Annotated in this window: 19 protein-coding genes; 13 read left to right on the top strand and 6 right to left on the bottom strand. The window is 62.2% G+C overall.

What is annotated here, in order from left to right; all coding sequences use genetic code 11:
* Positions 1–28: 28 nt before the first annotated feature.
* Positions 29–1516: an NAD-dependent phenylacetaldehyde dehydrogenase gene (locus tag PI86_RS09785; RefSeq protein ID WP_014900679.1), complete on the bottom strand. Its 1488-nt coding sequence runs from the start codon at positions 1514–1516 to the stop codon at positions 29–31.
* A gap of 264 nt (positions 1517–1780) precedes the next feature.
* On the opposite strand from PI86_RS09785, the gene PI86_RS09780 reads away from it, so the two are divergent.
* Complete coding sequence (locus PI86_RS09780) at positions 1781–2734, top strand: helix-turn-helix domain-containing protein (protein ID WP_039321471.1); 954 nt, start codon at positions 1781–1783, stop codon at positions 2732–2734.
* Between the two features lie 617 nt (positions 2735–3351).
* Here the strand turns inward: PI86_RS09780 and PI86_RS09775 are convergent.
* A complete protein-coding gene (locus PI86_RS09775; protein WP_039321581.1) occupies positions 3352–4272 on the bottom strand; it encodes a LysR family transcriptional regulator in 921 nt (306 codons plus the stop codon).
* Positions 4273–4404: 132 nt separating this feature from the next.
* On the opposite strand from PI86_RS09775, the gene PI86_RS09770 reads away from it, so the two are divergent.
* From PI86_RS09770 to PI86_RS09735, 8 genes are all read left to right on the top strand, one after another.
* The gene (locus PI86_RS09770) at positions 4405–5355 is read left to right on the top strand and encodes a ketopantoate reductase family protein (protein WP_039321468.1); all 951 of its coding nucleotides are present in this window, start codon (positions 4405–4407) and stop codon (positions 5353–5355) included.
* Positions 5352–5744, top strand: a complete 393-nt coding sequence (locus tag PI86_RS09765) for a VOC family protein (RefSeq protein WP_039321466.1) — start codon at positions 5352–5354, stop codon at positions 5742–5744. The genes PI86_RS09770 and PI86_RS09765 overlap by 4 nt, the downstream gene beginning before the upstream one ends.
* Positions 5745–5746: 2 nt before the next feature.
* Positions 5747–6205 carry a MaoC family dehydratase gene (locus PI86_RS09760; RefSeq protein WP_039321464.1) on the top strand — a complete coding sequence of 153 codons (459 nt, stop codon included), beginning with the start codon at positions 5747–5749 and terminating at the stop codon, positions 6203–6205.
* Positions 6205–7425 (top strand): CaiB/BaiF CoA transferase family protein, encoded by a 1221-nt coding sequence (locus tag PI86_RS09755; RefSeq protein ID WP_039321462.1) that lies wholly within the window; start codon positions 6205–6207, stop codon positions 7423–7425. The genes PI86_RS09760 and PI86_RS09755 overlap by 1 nt, the downstream gene beginning before the upstream one ends.
* Complete coding sequence (gene aroE / locus PI86_RS09750; protein ID WP_039321459.1) at positions 7425–8258, top strand: shikimate dehydrogenase; 834 nt, start codon at positions 7425–7427, stop codon at positions 8256–8258. Before PI86_RS09755 ends, aroE begins: the two co-directional genes overlap by 1 nt.
* A gap of 19 nt (positions 8259–8277) precedes the next feature.
* On the top strand, positions 8278–8721 hold the full coding sequence (aroQ, locus tag PI86_RS09745; protein WP_039321579.1) for a type II 3-dehydroquinate dehydratase: 444 nt from the start codon (positions 8278–8280) through the stop codon (positions 8719–8721).
* 207 nt (positions 8722–8928) lie between these two features.
* Positions 8929–10356 carry an MFS transporter gene (locus tag PI86_RS09740; RefSeq protein WP_039321457.1) on the top strand — a complete coding sequence of 476 codons (1428 nt, stop codon included), beginning with the start codon at positions 8929–8931 and terminating at the stop codon, positions 10354–10356.
* Between the two features lie 136 nt (positions 10357–10492).
* Positions 10493–11695, top strand: a complete 1203-nt coding sequence (locus PI86_RS09735) for an MFS transporter (protein ID WP_039321577.1) — start codon at positions 10493–10495, stop codon at positions 11693–11695.
* A 447-nt stretch (positions 11696–12142) separates the two neighbouring features.
* Here PI86_RS09735 and PI86_RS09730 read toward each other — a convergent pair whose 3' ends face one another.
* The 3 genes from PI86_RS09730 to PI86_RS09720 form a co-directional block, all read right to left on the bottom strand.
* Complete coding sequence (locus PI86_RS09730) at positions 12143–12586, bottom strand: nuclear transport factor 2 family protein (protein ID WP_052319420.1); 444 nt, start codon at positions 12584–12586, stop codon at positions 12143–12145.
* 332 nt (positions 12587–12918) lie between these two features.
* The gene (locus PI86_RS09725) at positions 12919–13911 is read right to left on the bottom strand and encodes a LysR family transcriptional regulator (RefSeq protein ID WP_052319418.1); all 993 of its coding nucleotides are present in this window, start codon (positions 13909–13911) and stop codon (positions 12919–12921) included.
* Between the two features lie 370 nt (positions 13912–14281).
* On the bottom strand, positions 14282–15166 hold the full coding sequence (locus PI86_RS09720; protein WP_039321453.1) for an NmrA family NAD(P)-binding protein: 885 nt from the start codon (positions 15164–15166) through the stop codon (positions 14282–14284).
* An 87-nt stretch (positions 15167–15253) separates the two neighbouring features.
* Between PI86_RS09720 and PI86_RS09715 the strand changes: the two genes are divergently transcribed.
* Complete coding sequence (locus PI86_RS09715) at positions 15254–15859, top strand: TetR/AcrR family transcriptional regulator (protein ID WP_039321451.1); 606 nt, start codon at positions 15254–15256, stop codon at positions 15857–15859.
* Positions 15860–15912: 53 nt separating this feature from the next.
* On the opposite strand, the gene PI86_RS09710 is transcribed toward PI86_RS09715, so the two are convergent.
* A complete protein-coding gene (locus PI86_RS09710) occupies positions 15913–16293 on the bottom strand; it encodes a winged helix-turn-helix transcriptional regulator (protein WP_052319417.1) in 381 nt (126 codons plus the stop codon).
* A 100-nt stretch (positions 16294–16393) separates the two neighbouring features.
* Here PI86_RS09710 and PI86_RS09705 point away from each other — a divergent pair, with 100 nt between their 5' ends.
* From PI86_RS09705 to PI86_RS09695, 3 genes are read left to right on the top strand one after another with little or no spacing between them, the layout of a single operon-like run.
* The gene (locus PI86_RS09705) at positions 16394–17509 is read left to right on the top strand and encodes an NADH:flavin oxidoreductase (protein ID WP_039321447.1); all 1116 of its coding nucleotides are present in this window, start codon (positions 16394–16396) and stop codon (positions 17507–17509) included.
* Positions 17502–18002 (top strand): nuclear transport factor 2 family protein, encoded by a 501-nt coding sequence (locus tag PI86_RS09700; protein ID WP_200885195.1) that lies wholly within the window; start codon positions 17502–17504, stop codon positions 18000–18002. Before PI86_RS09705 ends, PI86_RS09700 begins: the two co-directional genes overlap by 8 nt.
* Before the next feature lie 14 nt (positions 18003–18016).
* Positions 18017–18874 (top strand): alpha/beta fold hydrolase, encoded by an 858-nt coding sequence (locus PI86_RS09695; protein WP_039321445.1) that lies wholly within the window; start codon positions 18017–18019, stop codon positions 18872–18874.
* The last annotated feature ends 432 nt before the right edge of the window (positions 18875–19306 follow it).

The raw sequence follows: 19306 nt of genomic DNA, 5'->3' as shown, positions 1-19306 counted from the left end.
GGCCCGCGTCACGCGCCACCTGCAAACGTCAGAAGCGAATGGTCACCGATTTGGGCTCGGTGTACGCGTCGATGAACGACGAGCCGTACTCGCGGCCGACACCGGAGCCCTTCGCACCGCCGAAAGGAACGGCCGGATCGACGAGCGTATGCATGTTCACCCACACGGTGCCGGCTTCGATGCGCGGCACGTAACGCAGGGCCTTCGAAAGATCGTTCGTCCACAGGCTGGCCGTCAGCCCGAACGGTGTGTCGTTCATCATCGCGATCAGTTCTTCCTCGTCGTCGAACGGCACGAACGCGCCGACCGGCCCGAAGATCTCCTTGCGGTACGACGCCGATTGCAGCGAGCGCGGCAGCACGATCGTCGGCTTCACGTAAAAGCCGTCACGCGCATACGCGCCGCCGCCCGTGACGATCGTGTCGCCTTCCGTACGCGCGAGCTCGAATGCGTCGAGGCACTTGCGAAACTGCGGTTCGTTGCAGACCGGGCCGATCATCCCGGCGTCGTCCATCGGATCGGCCGGCTGGAAGCTGTCGAGGCGTGCCTTCATCTTCTCGACCACCTCGTCGAACTTCGAACGATGCACGAAGAAGCGCTCAGCCGACGCGCACACCTGCCCGCTATGCAGGAACCCGGCCTCGACGATGCCGTCGAGGATCTTGTCGACCGGCGTATCCGGCAGGAACGCCGCCGCGTTCTTGCCGCCCAGTTCGAGCGTGAAGCGCGTGAAGTTCGCGTTGACGGCTTCCTCGCCAATGATGCGGCCGGTCGGCACCGAGCCCGTGAACGACACCTTTGCCACGCGCGGATCGCGGATCACCTGCGCGCCGACCTGGCCGGTGCCGTTGATCACGTTGAGCGTGCCGGGCGGCAGCCCGGCTTCGGTCGCCAGCTCGGCGATGCGCAGCATCGTGAGCGGCGTGAACTCCGACGACTTGATGAGCACCGTGTTGCCGGTCGCGAGCGCCGCACCGAATTTCCACACCGGGATCATCACCGGAAAATTCCACGGAATGATCCCGAACACGACCCCCAGCGGCTCGCGCAGCGTGAACGACGTGTAGCGCTCGCCGTTCATGCTCGGATACGACGGGGCAAGCGTTTCGCCCGCGATCTTGGTGGCCCAGCCCGCGTAATAGCGCAGCCAGCGAGCCGACCAGCCGACCTCGATCACGCGCGACAGCCCGATGAGCTTGCCCGACTGCGCGGTTTCGATCTGCGCGAGCGCTTCCCCGTGTGCGTCGATCAGGTCCGCGAAGCGCAGCAGGATGCGCTCGCGATCGGCCGGCGTCAGGCTCGCCCACTCGCCGCGGAACGCGCGATGGGACGACGCGATCGCGGTTTCGACGTCGTCGTCGGTCGCCTGCGCGACGGAGCCGATCACCGCGTGCGTCGCCGGATCGCGTACCTCGATCCGTTCGCCACGGCCGGCAACCGCGCGGCCGTCGATGTAATGCCCGTGTTCGCGCGCGAGAAACGCCCTGACTTCGTCCAGCATCCGAACCAGTGCCATCTGTATTCCTCCGGAAATCGAAATTGAGTGAAAGGCCCGGCTTGCCGGCCGCTCGTCGATTCTAGGGACGCGTCGCATGCGCCGATCGGCGTTGCGTGCACACTTTTGGCTTCAGCGTGCAGATCGGCATGGCGCAGCGGCTTCCTTGTAGAAACCACCATTGACGCTGCGGACCCATGCTCCCGACAATGGCGACGTCTCAATCCGCGTCCTGCCGTTTGCATCAAGCCCGACGCGTTCCCTGGCCCTCTCCCTCTTCCGGCAATGGCACACGAACTCGTCGTCGACGCCAGCAGCAGCCGCAGCGCGAATCTGCGGGACCTGATCGCGGACAGCTTCCTGCCGCTGGTCTTTCACGACACCGGCCCGCTGTTCCGGATGTCGGCGCGGGTGGCCACGGTCGGCGGCCTGCGCATGGCCGACGTCGACACCACCGCGATCCTCGTCGATCGCGATCGCTCGCTCGCGTCGCGCGCCGACAGCGACTGCTACAAGATTCTGTTCCAGATCACCGGGCAAAGCCGCGTCACGCAGCGCAACGCGACGTCGACCGTCAGTCCCGGCGAGTGGGTGATCTACGATGCGACGCAGCCGTACACGATCGAATCCGCGAACGCGTCGCGCTTCGTTGCCGCGCTGACGCCGCCGAGAAGCGGCACGATGTGGCGCTGGTTCGTGGAGCGCGCGGGCGTGCAGGTGCGCAAGACCGTCGGCAATGCGCAACTGGCTCTTCAATCGATCCGTTACCTGATGGACGGGCAGGTGCCGAACGATCCGGAAAGCCTGTTCGGCTTCGAGCAGTCGACGCTGATGCTGCTCGATTCGGTGATCCGCCGCGAGGCGAGCGAGTCGCTGACCGGCGCCGATGCGCGCAGCGCGACCTTGCGGATGAATGCGGAAATCTATCTGTCGCACCACTACAGCGATCCCGATCTATCGCCGGACAAGCTGGCAAGCGCGCTGAACGTGTCGCGGCGCACGCTGTACAGCGCGCTGGCCGCAACCGAGCGGACGCCACAGAGCCTGATCCAGGAATACCGGCTACAGGCGAGCCGGCGTGCGCTGGAGGATCCGGCGGATACCAACCGCACGTTGCTGGAGCTTGCGATCGCGTGCGGGTTTTCGGACATCACGCATTTCGGGCGGGCGTTCAAGGCGCGGTTCGGGTGTAGTCCTGGGGCGTATCGTGTCGCACACCGAAATATGTCGGGGGAGTGACGCGATTCATCGCGTGGTATCGCGTGGCATGAATCGGTCTGCGAACGAATCCGGCATCGCCTGAAGCCGAATCATGTCCCGCAGCTTCAACCGCACTGTGCAGTCGACGCACCGGTCACGACTTTCGCGCCGTGGCAACGCGCGCCACCTTCGATAACGTAGCGCCGTTCACCCGAAGCATCTCCATGCGAACCTGACCTGCGGCAGTACTTTTGTGTAGCTCTCAGAGAGCTTCATCGTCACGGAAAACACGACTTCCAATAGGCCGGAAGCTACAACGATCGACCAGGCGGCAAGCGGACTGGAGACGACAAACATATGTCCTGCCTTCAGATTGGATGTGGTCGACAGCGGGTATCAAAGTATTTTTTCCAACGGATAACACTCCGCGCATTGCATCGGATCCGCAGGTTATCGACGGCATCATCCGGCATCCAACTCCCGCTGCCCGTGCGTCGTTCGACATTCCTGGGAAACGCGCACAGGTGGCTACCCAGCGGGCCTTCGATGCCAGGGACACACAGGACTCGAGCCCCGTAAGTTCGAATCCGCGCGTGCCGTCCGCCGGGTGTCGGCGACGCTGGAAGTGCGTCTATCGCGAACGCCAAAGCCGCAAGTCAATGCGATCCACCGAACAATCGAATCACGACACCACGCAGCCATCGATTGCCGGCCTCATGGTGATAGCGCGCATGCCAATGCTGCCGTACCGCGAAACCTTCGACCGGGATCGGGCATGCATGAACCGCCAGATCGCTCGCCTGGGCCAATGTCTGGCCGATATGACGGGGTAGCGTCGTAATCAGGTCGGTCGTCTGGACGATTGCCCCCAACCCCAGAAAGCCCGGCAATTCCAGCACCACGTCTCGCTCAATGCGCGCCTGCCGCAGCGCCTGTTCGAGGAGTTGCGCCCCGGTTCCCGCCGTGATGGCGACATGTCCTTCCGAACGATACTGCTTTGCCCCGAGCCGGCCGCGAATCCTCGGGTGATGCCGATTCACCAGACAAATCCAGTCCTGGTCATACAGCTTCTGCTGGTAAATACCGCCGCCGAGCCATGGCACATAGCCGATCGCGAGATCGGCTTCGCCGGATTCGAGCGCGCGCTCCGTATTGCCGTCGATCCGTGCGGCTTCCAGCCGGACCCCGGGTGCCTGCGCCCGGACATGGGCCAGCAGCCGCGGGAGCAGCGTGATGTGGCTTGCGTCGGTCATGCAGATGCGAAACCGTCGCTGGGCCGTCGCAGGATCGAACGCGATCTCCCACGCAGTGAAACGCCGCAGAGATTCGAGAATTTCCCGGCATGGGCCGATCAGCGCGTCGGCTTGCGGTGTCGGCGCCATACCGCCGGGCGTGCGAATGAAGAGCGGATCGTGCAGATGTTCCCGCAAGTGCCCGAGCCAGATGCTGACCGTCGGCTGGCTCTGGCCCAGTTGCTCAGCTACGCGCGTGACGCTGCGCACGTCGTACAAGAGATCGAAAAGCTGAAGCAGCTTCAGGTCGGGCAGGTCGGCGGGCATCATGACGTTATTGTCCAGGGCAATGACGCCATTGTATCCATTGCATTGCCGGCATGAACGGCGACTCCTATCGTGAGGCCATACGTCAGCTTTGCATGGGACCAGAGTAAGGCGCCAAAGCGCCAACTCTGGTCGACAAAGGAGAAGCCATTGAAAATAGCGATTCTGGGGGCTGGCGCACTGGGCTGCGCGATCGGCGCCACCCTCACCCAAGGCGGCCACGAGACCTGGCTGATCGACCGCTCGCCCGCGCACGTCGATGCGATGCGCGGTGACGGCCTGCGCGTCGACGACGCCGACGGCACCCGCCACGTACGTGTCCACGCGACGACTCGGGCTGCCGATGTCGGCGTGGCCGACCTGGTGGTCGTGCTGGTCAAGTCCTTCCACACCGATGCGGCCATCCGCGGCGCCCAATCGCTGGTGGGGCCGGACACCACCGTGCTGTCGCTGCAGAACGGCCTCGGACACGAGGACATCCTGATCGACGTGGTCGGCCGCGAGCGCGTCCTCGCGGGCAAGACCTACGTCGGCGGCGTGCTGCGCGGCGCGGGTCATATCGAATCCGGCGTGATCGGCAAATACACCTATATCGGCGAGCTCGACGGCCGCATCACCCCGCGTGTCGAGGCAATCGCCGCCGCATTCAATGCCGCCGGCCTCGCCACGACGATCAGCGACAACATCGTCGGCACGATGTGGGACAAGCTGCTGGTGAATGTCGCGACGGGCGCACTGACCGGCCTTACTGGCCTCACCTATGGGCAGCTTTACGAGGAGCCGCTGTTGAAGGCGACGTCGCTCGCGGCCGTGGCCGAGGCGATCGCGGCAGCGCAGGCTGCGGGCGTGAAGCTGTCGATGACCGATCCCGAACAGGCATGGACGTTGGCCGCCGACGGGCTGCCCGCGACCTTCAAGACGTCGATGCTGCAAAGCCTGGAGAAGGGCTCGATCACCGAAATCGACTTCATCAACGGTTCGGTCGTGCGCTGGGGGCAGCGCTACGGCGTGCCGACCCCGGTCAATGCAACGCTCGTCGCCTGCATCAAGGGGCTGGAACGCGCGATGGCCGATCGCCAACGGCAGGAGGCCGCCGCATGAATGCCACGAAAGCCTATCTCGAACACGTTGCGATCTGGGTCAAGGACATCCGCTGGCACATCCGCTTCTTCGAGGACGTGCTCGGCATGACCCTGCGCGAAGTGGACGGCACGCTCGACGCGCCGCGGCAGTACTGGACGCTCGGCGGCCTGCAGTTCATCCACGCGCCGGAACACGATGGCCCGGAAGGCCGGCTCGCCCATCTCGGCGTGATGTGCGAAGACCTGGAGGCCGCGCTGGCCGCGGCACGACGATTCGGTGTGACGGAGATGCCGCAGGGGCGGAACTGGCTTCGCCTGCCCGACGGGCTCGCCGTCGAACTGATTCAGGCCAGACCGGCTTCCTGCGTCGCGCAGGCGCTGGCCATCGACCCGCGCGCGGAGGCGTGATCATGACGATCGTCGAGAAATACTGGGACGATGCGCGCGAGGGTGACGCGTGCACGAGCCCGAGTTACATCGTGACCAAGGAGCGCATTCTCGCGTACGCCAACCTCACCGGCGACCATACGCCCGTCCACGTGGACGAGGAATACGCAAACGCGAGCCATTTCGGGTGCCTCGTCGCGCACGGGCTGTTCGGCCTGTCCATTGCCGACGGCCTGAAGACGCAGAGCGACTATCGCTTTCTGCCGGGCATGTCGCTCGGCTGGAGCTGGGATTTCCTGCTGCCGATCAAGGTCGGCGACGTGCTGCACGTGACGTTCCGCGTCGGCTCGATGCGGGCCAGCAAGAGTCGCCCGGACTGGGGCATCGTCGTGCTGCCGTCGGAGCTGATCAATCAGGACGGTCAGGTCGTTCAACGCGGCGAGCATCGCCTGATGGTGCCGCGCCGGCCGGAGGCACTGTAATGCAGGCTCGCCCACTCGAAGGCATTCGCGTCGTCGACTACAGCCACTTCCTTGCCGGGCCGTATGTCGGGCGCTGTCTCGCGGCGCTCGGCGCCGAAGTCATCAAGGTCGAGCGCCCCGGCTCGGGCGACGCCGGACGGCAGCACGCGACCGTGCTCGACGACCAGCAAAGCGGCTACTTCCTGCAGCTCAACATGGGCAAGCGCGGCGTGAGCGTCAACATGAAGGACGCGCGCGGCAAGGCGTTCATGCAGCGGCTGTGCGACTCGGCCGACGTGTTCATCGAGAACTATCGGCCGGGTGCGCTGGACAAGCTCGGGCTCGGCTATGCCGAACTGTCGGCGCGCAATCCGGGCCTCGTCTACTGTTCGATTTCGGCGTACGGGCACACCGGCCCCGATGCGCATCGCGCAGGCTTCGGGCTGATCGCGGAAGCCAAGAGCGGGATCATGCAGATGGTCGGCACGCCGGGCGAGCGGCCGCCGCTGCTGCGCATCTCGCTCGGCGACATGTACACCGGCATCCATGCGGTCGCGGCCATCAACGCCGCGCTGCTGGGGCGCGTGAAGAGCGGCCGCGGGCAACACATCGACATGGCGCTGTACGACACGCTGGTATCGATGCACGAATATGCGGTGCAGTGCTACACGCTGCAGGGCGTGCTGCCCCAGCAGACCGGGCACGACATGCCGACCTCGACGCTCTACGGCGTTTTCCGCGCCTCGGACGGCGATCTCGTGATCGCCGCGCAGGTCGACGACGCGTGGAAACGCTTCGCCGAGCTGATCGCGACGCACGGCGGCCCGGCGGAGTTCGGCGCCGACACGCGGTTTCACGACAGCACCGGGCGCAACGCGCACCGCGCGGAGATTCTGTCGGTGGTCGAGCCGTGGGTGGCCGCGCGTTCCGTCGCGTCGGTACTGGAACTGCTCGACGGCATCGACGTTCCGTGCGCGAAGGTGCAGCGCATCGACGAGGTATTGAACGATCCGCAGATCCAGGCGCGAGGCATGGTCGTCGAGCAACAGCATCCGCGCTACGGGACGCTGCGCCTGCCCAACCTGCCGTTCCGGTTTTCCGATTGCGATACGACGATTCGCGACGTCGCGCCCGATCTCGGGCAGCACAACGCGGAAATCGCGCGCGCCCTCGGGTTCGATTCGGCCGAAATCGACGCGATGCAGGCCGACGGCGTCCTCTATTCAAAAGCGAGCCAATGATGACCGACCAATACGCGGTGATCGGCAATCCGATCGGGCATACGAAATCCCCATTGATTCACGGCCTCTTCGCGCAACAGACGCGGCAGGACCTCAGCTATACGGCCATTGAGGGGCCCGTCGAGCCGGCAGACGCTTTCGCTGCCGCGGTTCGTGCGTTTTTCGAGGGCGGCGGCAAGGGCATCAACGTCACTGCGCCGTTCAAGCTCGACGCGTTCGCGATGTCGGACGAACGCAGCGAGCGGGCGCAGCTCGCGGGCGCGGCCAACGCGCTCAAGTTCGACGGCGGCCGCATCCTGGCCGACAACTTCGACGGCATCGGCCTGGTTCGCGATATCGAGGCGAACCTCAAGCTGCCGATGGCCGGCAAGCGTGTCCTGATGCTCGGTGCAGGCGGCGCGGCGCGCGGTGCGCTGTTGCCGTTCCTCGACGCCGGACCGGCTGAACTGGTCATCGCGAATCGCGACGTCGACAAGGCGCGCGCATTGGTCGCGCAGGTTGCCGGACGCGGTCCGCTCGTTGCCGGCGGCTACGCAGACCTCGCACGGATGGGGCGTTTCGACCTGGTCGTCAATGCGACGTCGGCGAGCCTGACCGGCGACCTGCCGCCGGTCCCGCCGAGCGTGTTCAGTCCGGCCGGCACGGCCTACGAACTTGCATACGGCAAGCGTCTGACGCCGTTTCTCCGGCTCGCGAAAAACGCAGGCGTACATGGAATTGCGGACGGCGTCGGCATGCTGGTCGAGCAGGCGGCCGAAGCGTTTGCATGGTGGCGCAGCGTACGCCCCGAGACCAGTTCGGTGATCGATCGGCTGGCCGTGCCCTTTGATTGAACACGCGATGGAGATTCGCATGAAGAAGATCCTGATGCTGCACGGCATCAATCACAACATGTTCGGCAAGCGCGATCCGGCGCAGTACGGGACGATCACGCTCGCGCAGATCGATGCGCGGCTGCAAGGGTTGGCGACGGAACTGGGTGCACAGGTGGAATCGTTCCAGACAAACAGCGAAGGAGCGATGTGCGAGCGCATTCATCGCGCTTTCGAGGAACGCCAGGATGCAGTGCTGATCAACGCGGGCGCATGGACGCATTACAGCTACGGCATTCGCGATGCCCTTGCCATCCTCACGTGCCCGATCGTCGAACTGCACATGTCCAACATTCATGCGCGCGAGCCGTTTCGGCATCACTCCGTGCTGGCCGAGATCGTCAGCGGGCAGATTTGCGGTTTCGGTGTCCAAAGCTATCTGCTGGCGCTGAGGGCCGCAGTCTCGGCGCTCGGCAAGGATTAGGCCGATTCCCGCATCGGCTGCCGATGCGGGGCCGACGCACATGCGCAACCGTTCCCCGATGCGCGGCGTTGCGCACCGCGGTTGTTCGCCGCGCGTCGTATCGATGAGCCTCGGTCAGGTCGCACAGCGGAGTCGACACATCGGGCAGTGACGACTCCCCGCATCACCCGCGTTGCCCGGCACACATATCAATATCTGGAGACGACGATGACCACGACCTCGCGCGACGAACCCCGGGGCAGGCACCAATCGAGAAAAGCCGCCGTCAGCGGCTGGATCGGCTCGGTGCTCGAATACTACGATTTCTTCATCTACGCCACGGCATCGGCGCTGATCTTCCCGCAGATATTCTTTCCGCATGGCAGCCCCACGACAGCCATCATTGCGTCGCTGGCCACTTACGGTGTCGGCTATGTGTCCCGTCCGATCGGCGCGTTCGTGCTGGGCCATCTCGGCGACACGCGCGGACGGAAAACCGTCCTGCTTTTCTGCATGTTCCTGATGGGTATCTCGACCGTCGGAGTCGGCCTGCTGCCGACCTATCAGCAAGCCGGGCTGATCGCGCCGGCGTTGCTGGTGGCGCTTCGCCTGCTGCAGGGTTTCGCCGTGGCCGGCGAGATTACCGGCGCGAGCTCGATGATCCTGGAGCACGCGCCGTTCGGTCGGCGCGGATACTTCGTCAGCTTCACGCTACAGGGCGTGCAGGCCGGGCAAGTGCTGGCCGCCGCCGTGTTCCTGCCGCTCGCCTACTACATGCCGTCCGCGCAATTCGACAGCTGGGGCTGGCGCATTCCGTTCCTGCTGAGTGCGCTGGTCATCGTTGCGGGTTTGATCATTCGCCGCGAGGTCGACGAGTCGCCGGCCTTCGACGAAGCAGTACGCAACCGGTCGCAAGCCGGCTCGCCCGTTGCCGACGCTTTCACGCACCACTTTCCCGACATGTTGCGCGTTGCCTGCATGTCGATGATGAACGTGATTCCGGTCGTCGCCACGATCTTCGGAGCAGCCTATGCGGTCCAGCCGGCATATGGAATCGGATTCCAGAAAGATGTCTATCTCTGGATCACGGTGATGGGCAATATCGTTGCGATGATCGTGATTCCGTTCGTCGGCAACCTGTCCGACCGCGTCGGCCGCCGGCCGCCGATCATCGTCGGCTCGCTGGCCGCCGGGTTGCTCGCGTTCGCCTACCTGTATGCGATCAGCATCCGCAACGTGCCGCTCGCCTTCGCGATGTCGATGCTCATGTGGGGTGTGGTGTACCAGGGCTACAACGCGGTATTTCCCGCCTTTTACCCGGAACTCTTCCCGACCCGCACGCGCGTCTCGGCGATGGCAATCGCGCAGAACCTCGGTACCGCGGCCACGGCGATGCTGCCCGCGCTGTTCACCGCGGTCGCGCCGCCCGGAGCACATTACGTCTGGCTGATCGTCGGTGCGATCGCGTTCGGCATCACGGTGATTGCGTCGCTCGCGGCCGCGAGCGCACGCGAAACACATCGTGTCCATATGAACGACCTGGGGCGAGCGAACGCTCAACCGGTCGACAAGGCAGAATACGACCTGCTGCGCGCCGAGGCGATATCGCGCAGTCGCATCGTGCGCGAACACGTGCCCGGATCCGTCGGCAGCTAGCCAGCGCTCGACGGGGCGTCGTGTTCGGCGCCCCTTCCGCCCATCATTTCCATCTTGCTGCAGCGCCCTCACTGGCAGAGCGAACTTGCGTTGCCGCTGTCTTCACCCGATGCCCGATACCGTGCCGAAAACCGTCATGCCGGACACCACGCGCCCTGCTCGTCTGAACTTCGCACTCATGTTGCCGCTTCTGCTGGCGGCCCAGCCGGTGGCGACCGACAGTTACCTGCCGGCGCTGCCTGAAATCGCCGCAACGCTGGGCTCCGCCAGCGTCAGCCTCACGGTTTTCGCATTGATATTCGGTATCGGGCAATTGCCGATGGGCAGTCTTTCCGACCGATTCGGCCGCCGTCCCGTCTTGCTGACCGGCCTTGCGCTCTATGCGCTGACAGCGCTGGCGGCTGCGGTCGCTTCAACCGCAGCGATGCTGGTGGCCGCTCGTGCAATGCAGGGCTTGGCAATGGCCGCGATACTGGTATGCGCCCGCGCGACGGTGCGCGACCGGTATTCGGCAGGCGACGGCCCGTACGTGATGGCGCGCGGTTTCATGGGAATGGGGATGATGGCGTTCCTTGCCCCGATTCTCGGTGCATATGTCACGCAACAGGCCGGATGGCGATGGGTGCTCACGGGGATGAGCTTGTATGCGTTCGGGTTGCTCGTCATGTGCTGGTACGGCTTCGAGGAAAGCTTTGCGAGAATCGCGCCGAGCCGGGGCTCGACCCGGGAAGTGCGCGAGATACTCCGCAATGCCACGTTCGGTGTATGGACACTGCTGGCCGCGTCGACGTACACCGGCATGTTCTGCTTTCTACTGCTATCCCCGGCAATCTACATCGGGCAGCTCGGCATCTCGCCCCAGCGTTATGGCTGGATACCGGCGAGCGGTACGCTCGTCTATGTCCTGAGTACGTATGGCTGCCGTGTGTTGCTGCGCCGTCAAAGCATGCTGCGAACGGTGCGACAAGGCGCAACGTTGAGCCTCTCCGGTGCGGTGATCCAGGCATTGGGGTGCGCGCTGCTTCCCGGCAGCATCTGGCCACTGCTCGTCGGGCATGGCGTGTATTGCCTCGGCCACGGAATCCATCAGCCATGCGGGCAAGCAGGAGCGGTCAGCGGTCTGCCTCACCTTGCAGGCCGCGCAGTATCCTGGTCCGGCTTCATCATGATGTTCTTCGCTTTCAGCGTAGGACAGATAGCAGCGGGCTTCACCGATCCGCGCTATCAGCTGGGCGCGTGGCCAATGGTGGTGCCGATGCTCGTCGTCGGCATGACGCTGGTAACGATTGCGTATGCGTGGCTGCCAAAAATCATCCACGCGACTTTGGTCGCCAGGTAATCTCCTCGATTTCCACACTCCGACGATCTGCCGCAGCGCAAGGATCACACGTTCGGACGGCAATGAGAAGTTGATCTCGATATAGAACCCACTGCCGTTCTACCGATTTTTCCTATGGCCTTTTCGTCAGACGTAGCTACTTGATTGCAATCTTAGAGAGAGCGTCGCGGTGCGTACCCCAACCTTCCACGTGGTCGATAGCCACTGGCCGTGCGCTACCGGGTGTATCTACCGCGCGGCTGTTGCTGACTGAACCGCTTTCGGCGGCTTGTGCGAGACTGCGAGCTCTTGCCTGACACGCTTGCCGCGCAATACTTTGTTGTCCTCTCCGTACCGATTGCTCATCCAGATGCCGGGCGGTCGGATGTCGTCGTGGAAGCGCACCAGGCGGAGAATCCATCGGTGTAACTCCCGGCCTGAACAGATTTGAATGTTTATTCTTCTGGATCAGAACATAGTGTTCGAGTGAGGAATATTTTCAGGAATGGGCTGCAGAACGTCCCAGTGTTCTACGATCTTGCCTTCATCCAAACGGAAAATGTCCATTACGGCCTCTCCTCGCGTACCTGGCTCTCTTACTAAATGAACGTGCAAGATCACGTAATCACCGTCGGCGAATACGCGCACGATGCGACTATGCGAATGTGGGTACCTTTGCTTAAAAGCAGCCATGAATTGACGGAATCCTTCCTTACCATCCGCGATATGGGCATTGTGCTGCGTGTAGGTTGGACCCATCAAAGCGATCGCTGCTTCTGCGTCTTTGTCGTTCAGCGCCTCGTTATAGAAGGTGACGACGGTCGCCTTGTTCTTTTCGATTTGCGTGGGTTCGTCCGCATGAACAATTGCCGCAGCGAAGGTGATGCTTACACCAAGAATGAGAGCCTTCATGAGAGACATTATTTAACTCCGCGTGATGTTTGGCGGTGGCCGCCGGGTCGTTCACGGCCGTGCCGCATGACGAATTCTTCGTACACCATGCGCGCGGCACCGCGAGCGACGCAGCGAACCCATGGAAGTCGAAATGTGATGGCAGCCCATTAAAAGAATCGTCGCGGTTGCGAGCATGCCTGGTTCCAAGTAGATAGCCAGTCCTAACAACGAGAGGAAATTGGCGAGGTAAAGCATGCGCACTTCCGGAGTCATTCGGTGGTAAACGAGTGCTTTTTAACGAATGGAGTTGAGTGAGACATCTGTCAACGCAGGGTATGCGACACCGCTCCTCAAGAATCGAAGTTGCATCGTGATTGGCATCCGGATCTCGAATGGTTCATGAGCGCACATCCGTCATGCATCGTGAGTGCACGCTCGTCCGCCTCCAACATTGACGGCACCTCTTCGCGAAGGAGATCGATGAACGTCCGGATCTTGGCGTCGAGAAAGCGTCGGGACTGATACAACGCGTAGACGTTCACGGGCTGCGCCTCATATCCCCGAAGAAGCCATACCAGTGCACCCGAGCGCAAACCGGGCAGCGCAACGCCAGCGGGCAGGATCGCGATGCCAAGGTCTCCTGCTACCGCAAGTTCCAGCGCCTCCATGGCATTGACCGTCAAGCGGGATGAACCGATGTCCACTGGGAACGTGTCGGCGGCGCCTCTGAGTACCCATTTATCAAACGGAAAAACGGACGTGGTCAATTGCAGGCACTGATGTTCGCGCAAATCTTCCGGCACTGCCGGTGCGCCGTGGTTCGCCAAATACCGCGGGGACGCACACACCACGCCGCGTATTCTCCCGAGCCTCAGACTGACCAACCCGGAGCTTGGCAATTCCGGCGCGAGAACAATCGACGCGTCATAGCCTTCCTCGATCATGTCGGGAATGGCACCGGTCATCGTGACATCGACTCCGAGTTCGGAAAACCGGTGCTGATACTTCAGTATTGCGGGCACCACCAGTCGATGGCCAAAGCTCGAAAGCGCGTGAACACGCAGGCGTCCGGTGGGATGTACCGTTGCTAAGCGCGCCTCGGATTCCGCGTCATCAAGGTTCGAGAGAATCTCCAGGCATCGGCGCAGGTAACGCTCGCCCGCCTCCGTCAGGACAACACGCCTCGTCGTCCGGTTTAACAGCCGGCTACCCAGATGTGTTTCGAGTTGACTGACGGCGCGTGAAACGGAGGGCGTAGTCATGTTGAGTCGCTTGGCCGCCGAAGAAAAACCCCCGTCGTTCGCGACCTTTGCAAAGATGCGCATGCATTGAAACGTGTCCATTGATCGCTCGCCAAAATGGAGAAGCCATGTCGAATGTCCACCACGACCACCTCGCGAATGGAACGCCCGTTTTCAAAAGTCAGGATAGGGTCGGCCGTGCCCGGAACCTGGTGCGCGTGCCTGGCAAAAACTCCTACGAGATACCGTCCTTGATACGAGGTTATTCCGAACGCGGCGCAGCTCCCAATTGCACGATGATGTTAGCGACACCTTCTTACCCCGGATAACAGGTGGCCTGAACGCTATATCTACACTTGCAGGCCGAGTGTGCCGTAGCAGAAGTCAGCCTCTAGCGTCGAGTGAACCCCCGACCCTTTTGCCGTGTCCCCGTCACCAATTGACATTCAGACAGAGCACGTGTGTGGCAAATCTACTTCTTGAAAATGGAGATGTTTTCGGCGAGCCACTGGGTCAGGGGCAAAGGAGCTTCCCCCGTCACCTCCTGGACAGTCGTGGTTGTTTCACTCATTGCGGAGTCACGGAACGCCTGGTCTAGACCGACAAGCAAATCCGCGACGTATGCGGGCAATCCTTCCGCCAGTAGAACCTCTCGCTGCTGCTCGAGTGTCCGCTTCCCGTAAATGACATTGCGACCTAGCAGCTGCGAAAGTTCGTCCGCAATTTCATGCATCGTCATGGCACGCGGACCCGTGAGGTGATAAACCCGCTGGGACTCGGGTTCGACGTGCTCAAGCAAAGCAATGCGTGCCACTCTCGCAACGTCGCGCGTATCGATGAAATTGACCCGTCCATTACCGGCAGCACCCGCCCACGAATCTGAAGCGATAGCAGCGGCAGACCGTTTGAGGACGTCCATGAATGTGGATGGTCGCAGTGTTGTCGAGGCCACGGCTTGTCTGGCCAGATGCTCCTCAATTTGCATATGCCACGCCATCGGGTTCAAACGGGTCGGAGGCCCAAAGGACGAAAGCTTGACGATGTGACGAACCCCCGAAGCAACGGCGGCGTCAATCAGCGCGACTTCGTTTGCCACCTGCTGCAATGATGTGCCATGTGAGACGAACAGGCGCTCCATACCTTGAAGCGCATCGACGAGCGTACTCGGTTCACTGAAGTCCACTCTGGCTGCGTTCACCCCCGGTGGCAAATCAAGTGCATCGGGCGTGCGGGTCAAAGCGACGACGTCGACCGACTCTGAGGCAAGGAGGCTGATCAGCGACGAACCGACGCGGCCGGTGGCGCCGGCGATTGCGATACGTGGTCGTTGAGACGTGACGGGTGAACCGACGGTCATGACGAGTCCCTTGATGTATCATGGAATGAACGGTACAAGAATGCTGGAACTATCGTTCCAACTTGTCAAGCTGTTCCTGAGGATTCCATGGGCGGAAAGCCGCAATTCGACGAAGCGGCCGTAATCGATGCGGCCATGAAGGTCTTTTGGCGCCACGGCTATGCAGCGGCATCAATTAATCACCTTACCGAGGCGACGGGCCTATCCCGCTCCAGCCTCTACCAAAGATTTGGTGACAAGGACGGTCTCTTCCGGGAGGCGCTTGCAGCGTACACAAAGCGAGTGCTCAGTCGGATGAACGGCGTAGAAGCAGAGACGGCGCGGGGGCGTCTCGAAGGAATCCTACGGGCCTACTTGCCTGCGCGCCCCGACCGGAAACGTCCAGCGGGTTGCCTGATATCGCGAAGCTGCGCCGAAATGGTGGATCTCACAGCGGACGGAAAGGCAGCTGCGCGAGCAAGTGCGGGGCTTCAGTACGAGATGCTTGCAGGTCTTTTGCGCGATGGGATCACGAATGGCGAGTTGCCGAACGACACGTGCGTTGACGCACTCGCGTGGCTTTACCTTGGGGTCTTGCATTCAATTGTGAATTTGCCGCAGGCCGGCGCAAGTGCCGACGCGCTCGATCGCATGATTGACATCGCCATGTCGGCGTGGCCACCTTCCCCGCACGCTCAGCCAGCATCAACATAGACCGCAAGAAATCTGTCAATACCTTCGCAGCACGGGTTCGGGCGTGTTTGCCGTCAATCTTGCTGCTGCGACGCCATGCGTGCATCGAACACTTCGCGAGCGGTATCGAATTCGCCGAGATGTTCGAGCATCCAGTCATGGAGCGCCTTGAGGGGCCGTTGCAGCGCACGCCCCAAAGGCGTGATCTCGTATTCGACGGCCACCGGCGAAACGGGTATCACCGTGCGGGAAACAAGTCCGTTTCGCTCGAGCCGGCGCAGACATTGCGTCAGTGCTTTCTGGCTAACGCCCTCCAGATGCCGCTTGATCGCGTTGAAACGCAACGGCCCGCCATCCAGCACCGTGAGGACCATCATCGACCACTTGTCGGATATCTGGTCAAACAGAAGGCGTGTCGGACAAGCGGCCGGAAAACGTTCAGGCTCAGCGGACATGGTTACCTCGAATATCCCTGGTGGAAGAAAAGTGCGTTATTGACACTAAGTTTCCAAAGTATACCATCGAGCCTGGTTTCATCACCGGACGGCTCAACTCATGCCCCTTTCTACCGAAATCCTGTTTCGGCCCTTCTCCGTCGGTTCGCTTACGCTACCGAACCGGATCGTCATGGCTCCCATGACCCGCTCCTTCGCCCCGCAAGGTGTGCCTGGGCCAGCGAATGCCGCTTACTACCGGCGCCGTGCCGAAGGCGGCGTCGGCTTGATCATTTCCGAAGGCACCGTAGTCGACCGGCCCGCGTCCCGCAACGACCCCGATGTTCCTTCGTTCCACGGCGAAGCGGCGTTAGCCGGTTGGCAAGGCGTGATCGACTCGGTGCATGACGCTGGCGGCAAGATGGGGCCACAGTTGTGGCACACGGGCGCGGTGAAGGGTTTTCAGACCGAATGGACGCCGAACGTGCCGGTGGAAAGTCCCTCTGGCTTCGATGCGCCCGAGGTCCAGCGCGGCGTGGCAATGAGCGATGCCGACATTGCCGACACCATCACCGCTTTCGCCAACGCAGCCAGCGAGGCCAAACGGCTCGGTTTCGACACGGTCGAACTGCACGGCGCACATGGCTATCTGATCGATCAGTTTTTCTGGGCGGGCACCAACCTTCGGACAGACGCATACGGCGGACCAGGCATTGGCGAGCGGGCGCGGTTTGCGGCGGAAATTATTGCGGCTGTCCGCGCGGCAGTGGGCCCGGGTTTCCCGCTCGTTATTCGATTGAGCCAGTGGAAACAGCAGGACTACTCAGCGCGTCTGGCACGCACGCCAGAGGAAATGGCGCAGTGGCTGGAACCGCTCGTGGCCGCCGGCGCGGATGTACTGCATTGCTCGCAACGGCGCTTCTGGGAGCCGGAGTTTCCCGAAGTCGATGGGGGCGAGGGGCTTAACTTCGCCGGCTGGGCGAAGAAGTTGACCGGTGCCGCCACGATCAGCGTCGGGTCGGTTGGGCTTTCCGGCGAATTTATGAGTTCATTTTCAGGAGAAAAATCGACCAGTGTGGCGCTCGACGCGCTCGTCAAGCGGATGAATCGGGGCGAGTTCGATCTGGTCGCGGTTGGCCGGGCTTTGATTTCTGATCCGCACTGGGTTGAAAAGATTCGCTCGGGAGAAGGCGAATTGCGAGGGTACGAGGTGACGGCGTTGGGGGAGCTTGTTTAGCGAGCTTGTGATTTTCTTTGTGTCGGAGTGCTCCGGCCAGCGTAAATCGGCCGGGGTCAACCTGAGGCTCGAGTGGGCCATCAACATCAACCTAAGGAAGGTTCGTATGTCGGATACATCGCAGATTGCTCTCATCCGGAAGTTGTATGGTGCCATGGGAGACGTGAATGCTTTCAAGTCGCTCCTGGCGGATGACGCAGAGTGGGATATTGCCGAAGGATTTCCCAATGGTGGCGTCTATCGCGGTCTCGATAAGACCGTCAATGGATTCTTTCCGTTCATGGCCGACTTCGACGAGTTCTACGCGAAAGGGGACGAGTTCTTCGAGTCGGGCGATCACGTGATCGTTCTCGGACACTATTTCGCCCTTTCGAAGAAGGGCCGAAGGGCGCAATCCCGATTCGCCCATTTCTGGACAATTCGAGACGGAAAAGTCGTGCGCCTGCAGCAGACCGCCGACACACTTCTCATCGCACAAGCTCTTGGAAAATGACTGGAGCGCCGCGAATGGAACGAGTAGAACTGAACGGCGCGGACGTCGAATACGATGTCCGCGGATCCGGGGCGCCGGTGGTATTTATCCACGGTGCGATTCTGTCGGATGGATTCGTGCCTGTGATCGAGCAGGCCGGAATCGCGGAGAATTTCCGGATCGTCCATTACCGGCGCCGCGGCTACGCCGGCAGCTCACGCGCTGTTGCGGGCATGACGATGCAAGAGTGGGCTGGTGACTGCATCGCCTTATTGGATCACCTGGGCATTGCGTCGGCGCACGTGGCAGGGCATTCCTTTGGCGCAGGCATCGCATTGCAGATGGCGATCGATGCCCCGAGCAGAGTGCGGACGCTGGCATTGCTGGAGCCGCCGCTCGGGTCATTGGTACCGTCCGGGGAGCAGTTCGCGGAATGGACGACGACCGTCCGCGAGATCTACGACTCAGGAGACAAAGCTGCGGCCGCGGACATGGTCTTGGCAGGCGCGTATGGACAGGACTACCGGCGATTCACCGACGGCGCCCTGCCTGCGGGTGCGTTCGATCGCGCGGTATCCGATATCGACACGTACTTTCAGGTCGAACTCGAAGCCATGCTGCGCTGGGATATCACAACCGAAGGCCTGAAAGATATTCGACACCCGGTGCTGTCGATGCGCGGCAGCGATACATTGCCGGTGTTCTTTGAGGGCGCCGATCTAATGCAGCAGTGGATTCCAGAAATCCACACGGTGTCGATACCGTGTGCGGGCCACGACTTGCCGGGCAGGAATCCCGCCGCCGTCGCCACTGGTCTCATCGAGTTCTTCACGACCTGCGAGCCGGCACCGGTTGAGCGCGCCGGTGCCCGCCGGATGCGCCGGGCCGGATAGGATCCGGCCGCGATTCGGATCCTGGCCTGCGCCGCTCGGAACACCGGTCAGCACGGCGGCGCAGGCCAGGCAACCACACGTTCCCGGACAGGAGCCGTCGCGCAGTCCAGCAGTAAGCCAAGCTCCCTGACGTAGCGATAGGCGATGGCGTCGCCTATCGCGCTGGCGGGCCAGCAAGCTGTCCGGTCTGGCGTCGGGAACCTTGCGGGCCTTCTTCGCTTTCAGTTTCTGGGAGGTCTTCGCCGCTTCTCAAAGGGGGCGACGCCGCTACGCTTGATGCCCCCGTATGAGCAGGGTTTTTCTCATTCATCTCACGGCAGTTATATTAGCAATACTAATCATGAAAATGATCCAGCGACGGCTGACTCATCCAGTCGCACCGTGATGGCGCCACTTACTCGCCTATCAGAGATAGTCGTGTTTTCGCTATAC

The sequence above is a fragment of the Burkholderia sp. A9 genome, assembly GCF_000801975.1.
The sequence above is the reverse complement of the archived record's forward strand: the minus strand, read 5'-3'. Positions and strand labels throughout refer to the sequence as shown.

What these genes read in the sequence shown, in the direction of transcription:
- PI86_RS09735 (WP_039321577.1), top strand. Translation starts at nt 10,493, where the DNA reads ATGCCGGACACCACGCGCCCTGCTCGTCTGAACTTCGCACTCATGTTG.
- PI86_RS09720 (WP_039321453.1), bottom strand. Translation starts at nt 15,166, where the DNA reads ATGACCGTCGGTTCACCCGTCACGTCTCAACGACCACGTATCGCAATC.
- aroE (WP_039321459.1), top strand. Translation starts at nt 7,425, where the DNA reads ATGACCGACCAATACGCGGTGATCGGCAATCCGATCGGGCATACGAAA.
- PI86_RS09760 (WP_039321464.1), top strand. Translation starts at nt 5,747, where the DNA reads ATGACGATCGTCGAGAAATACTGGGACGATGCGCGCGAGGGTGACGCG.
- aroQ (WP_039321579.1), top strand. Translation starts at nt 8,278, where the DNA reads ATGAAGAAGATCCTGATGCTGCACGGCATCAATCACAACATGTTCGGC.
- PI86_RS09730 (WP_052319420.1), bottom strand. Translation starts at nt 12,586, where the DNA reads ATGAAGGCTCTCATTCTTGGTGTAAGCATCACCTTCGCTGCGGCAATT.
- PI86_RS09740 (WP_039321457.1), top strand. Translation starts at nt 8,929, where the DNA reads ATGACCACGACCTCGCGCGACGAACCCCGGGGCAGGCACCAATCGAGA.
- PI86_RS09715 (WP_039321451.1), top strand. Translation starts at nt 15,254, where the DNA reads ATGGGCGGAAAGCCGCAATTCGACGAAGCGGCCGTAATCGATGCGGCC.
- PI86_RS09710 (WP_052319417.1), bottom strand. Translation starts at nt 16,293, where the DNA reads ATGTCCGCTGAGCCTGAACGTTTTCCGGCCGCTTGTCCGACACGCCTT.
- PI86_RS09765 (WP_039321466.1), top strand. Translation starts at nt 5,352, where the DNA reads ATGAATGCCACGAAAGCCTATCTCGAACACGTTGCGATCTGGGTCAAG.
- PI86_RS09725 (WP_052319418.1), bottom strand. Translation starts at nt 13,911, where the DNA reads ATGGACACGTTTCAATGCATGCGCATCTTTGCAAAGGTCGCGAACGAC.
- PI86_RS09780 (WP_039321471.1), top strand. Translation starts at nt 1,781, where the DNA reads ATGGCACACGAACTCGTCGTCGACGCCAGCAGCAGCCGCAGCGCGAAT.
- PI86_RS09755 (WP_039321462.1), top strand. Translation starts at nt 6,205, where the DNA reads ATGCAGGCTCGCCCACTCGAAGGCATTCGCGTCGTCGACTACAGCCAC.
- PI86_RS09695 (WP_039321445.1), top strand. Translation starts at nt 18,017, where the DNA reads ATGGAACGAGTAGAACTGAACGGCGCGGACGTCGAATACGATGTCCGC.
- PI86_RS09705 (WP_039321447.1), top strand. Translation starts at nt 16,394, where the DNA reads ATGCCCCTTTCTACCGAAATCCTGTTTCGGCCCTTCTCCGTCGGTTCG.
- PI86_RS09785 (WP_014900679.1), bottom strand. Translation starts at nt 1,516, where the DNA reads ATGGCACTGGTTCGGATGCTGGACGAAGTCAGGGCGTTTCTCGCGCGC.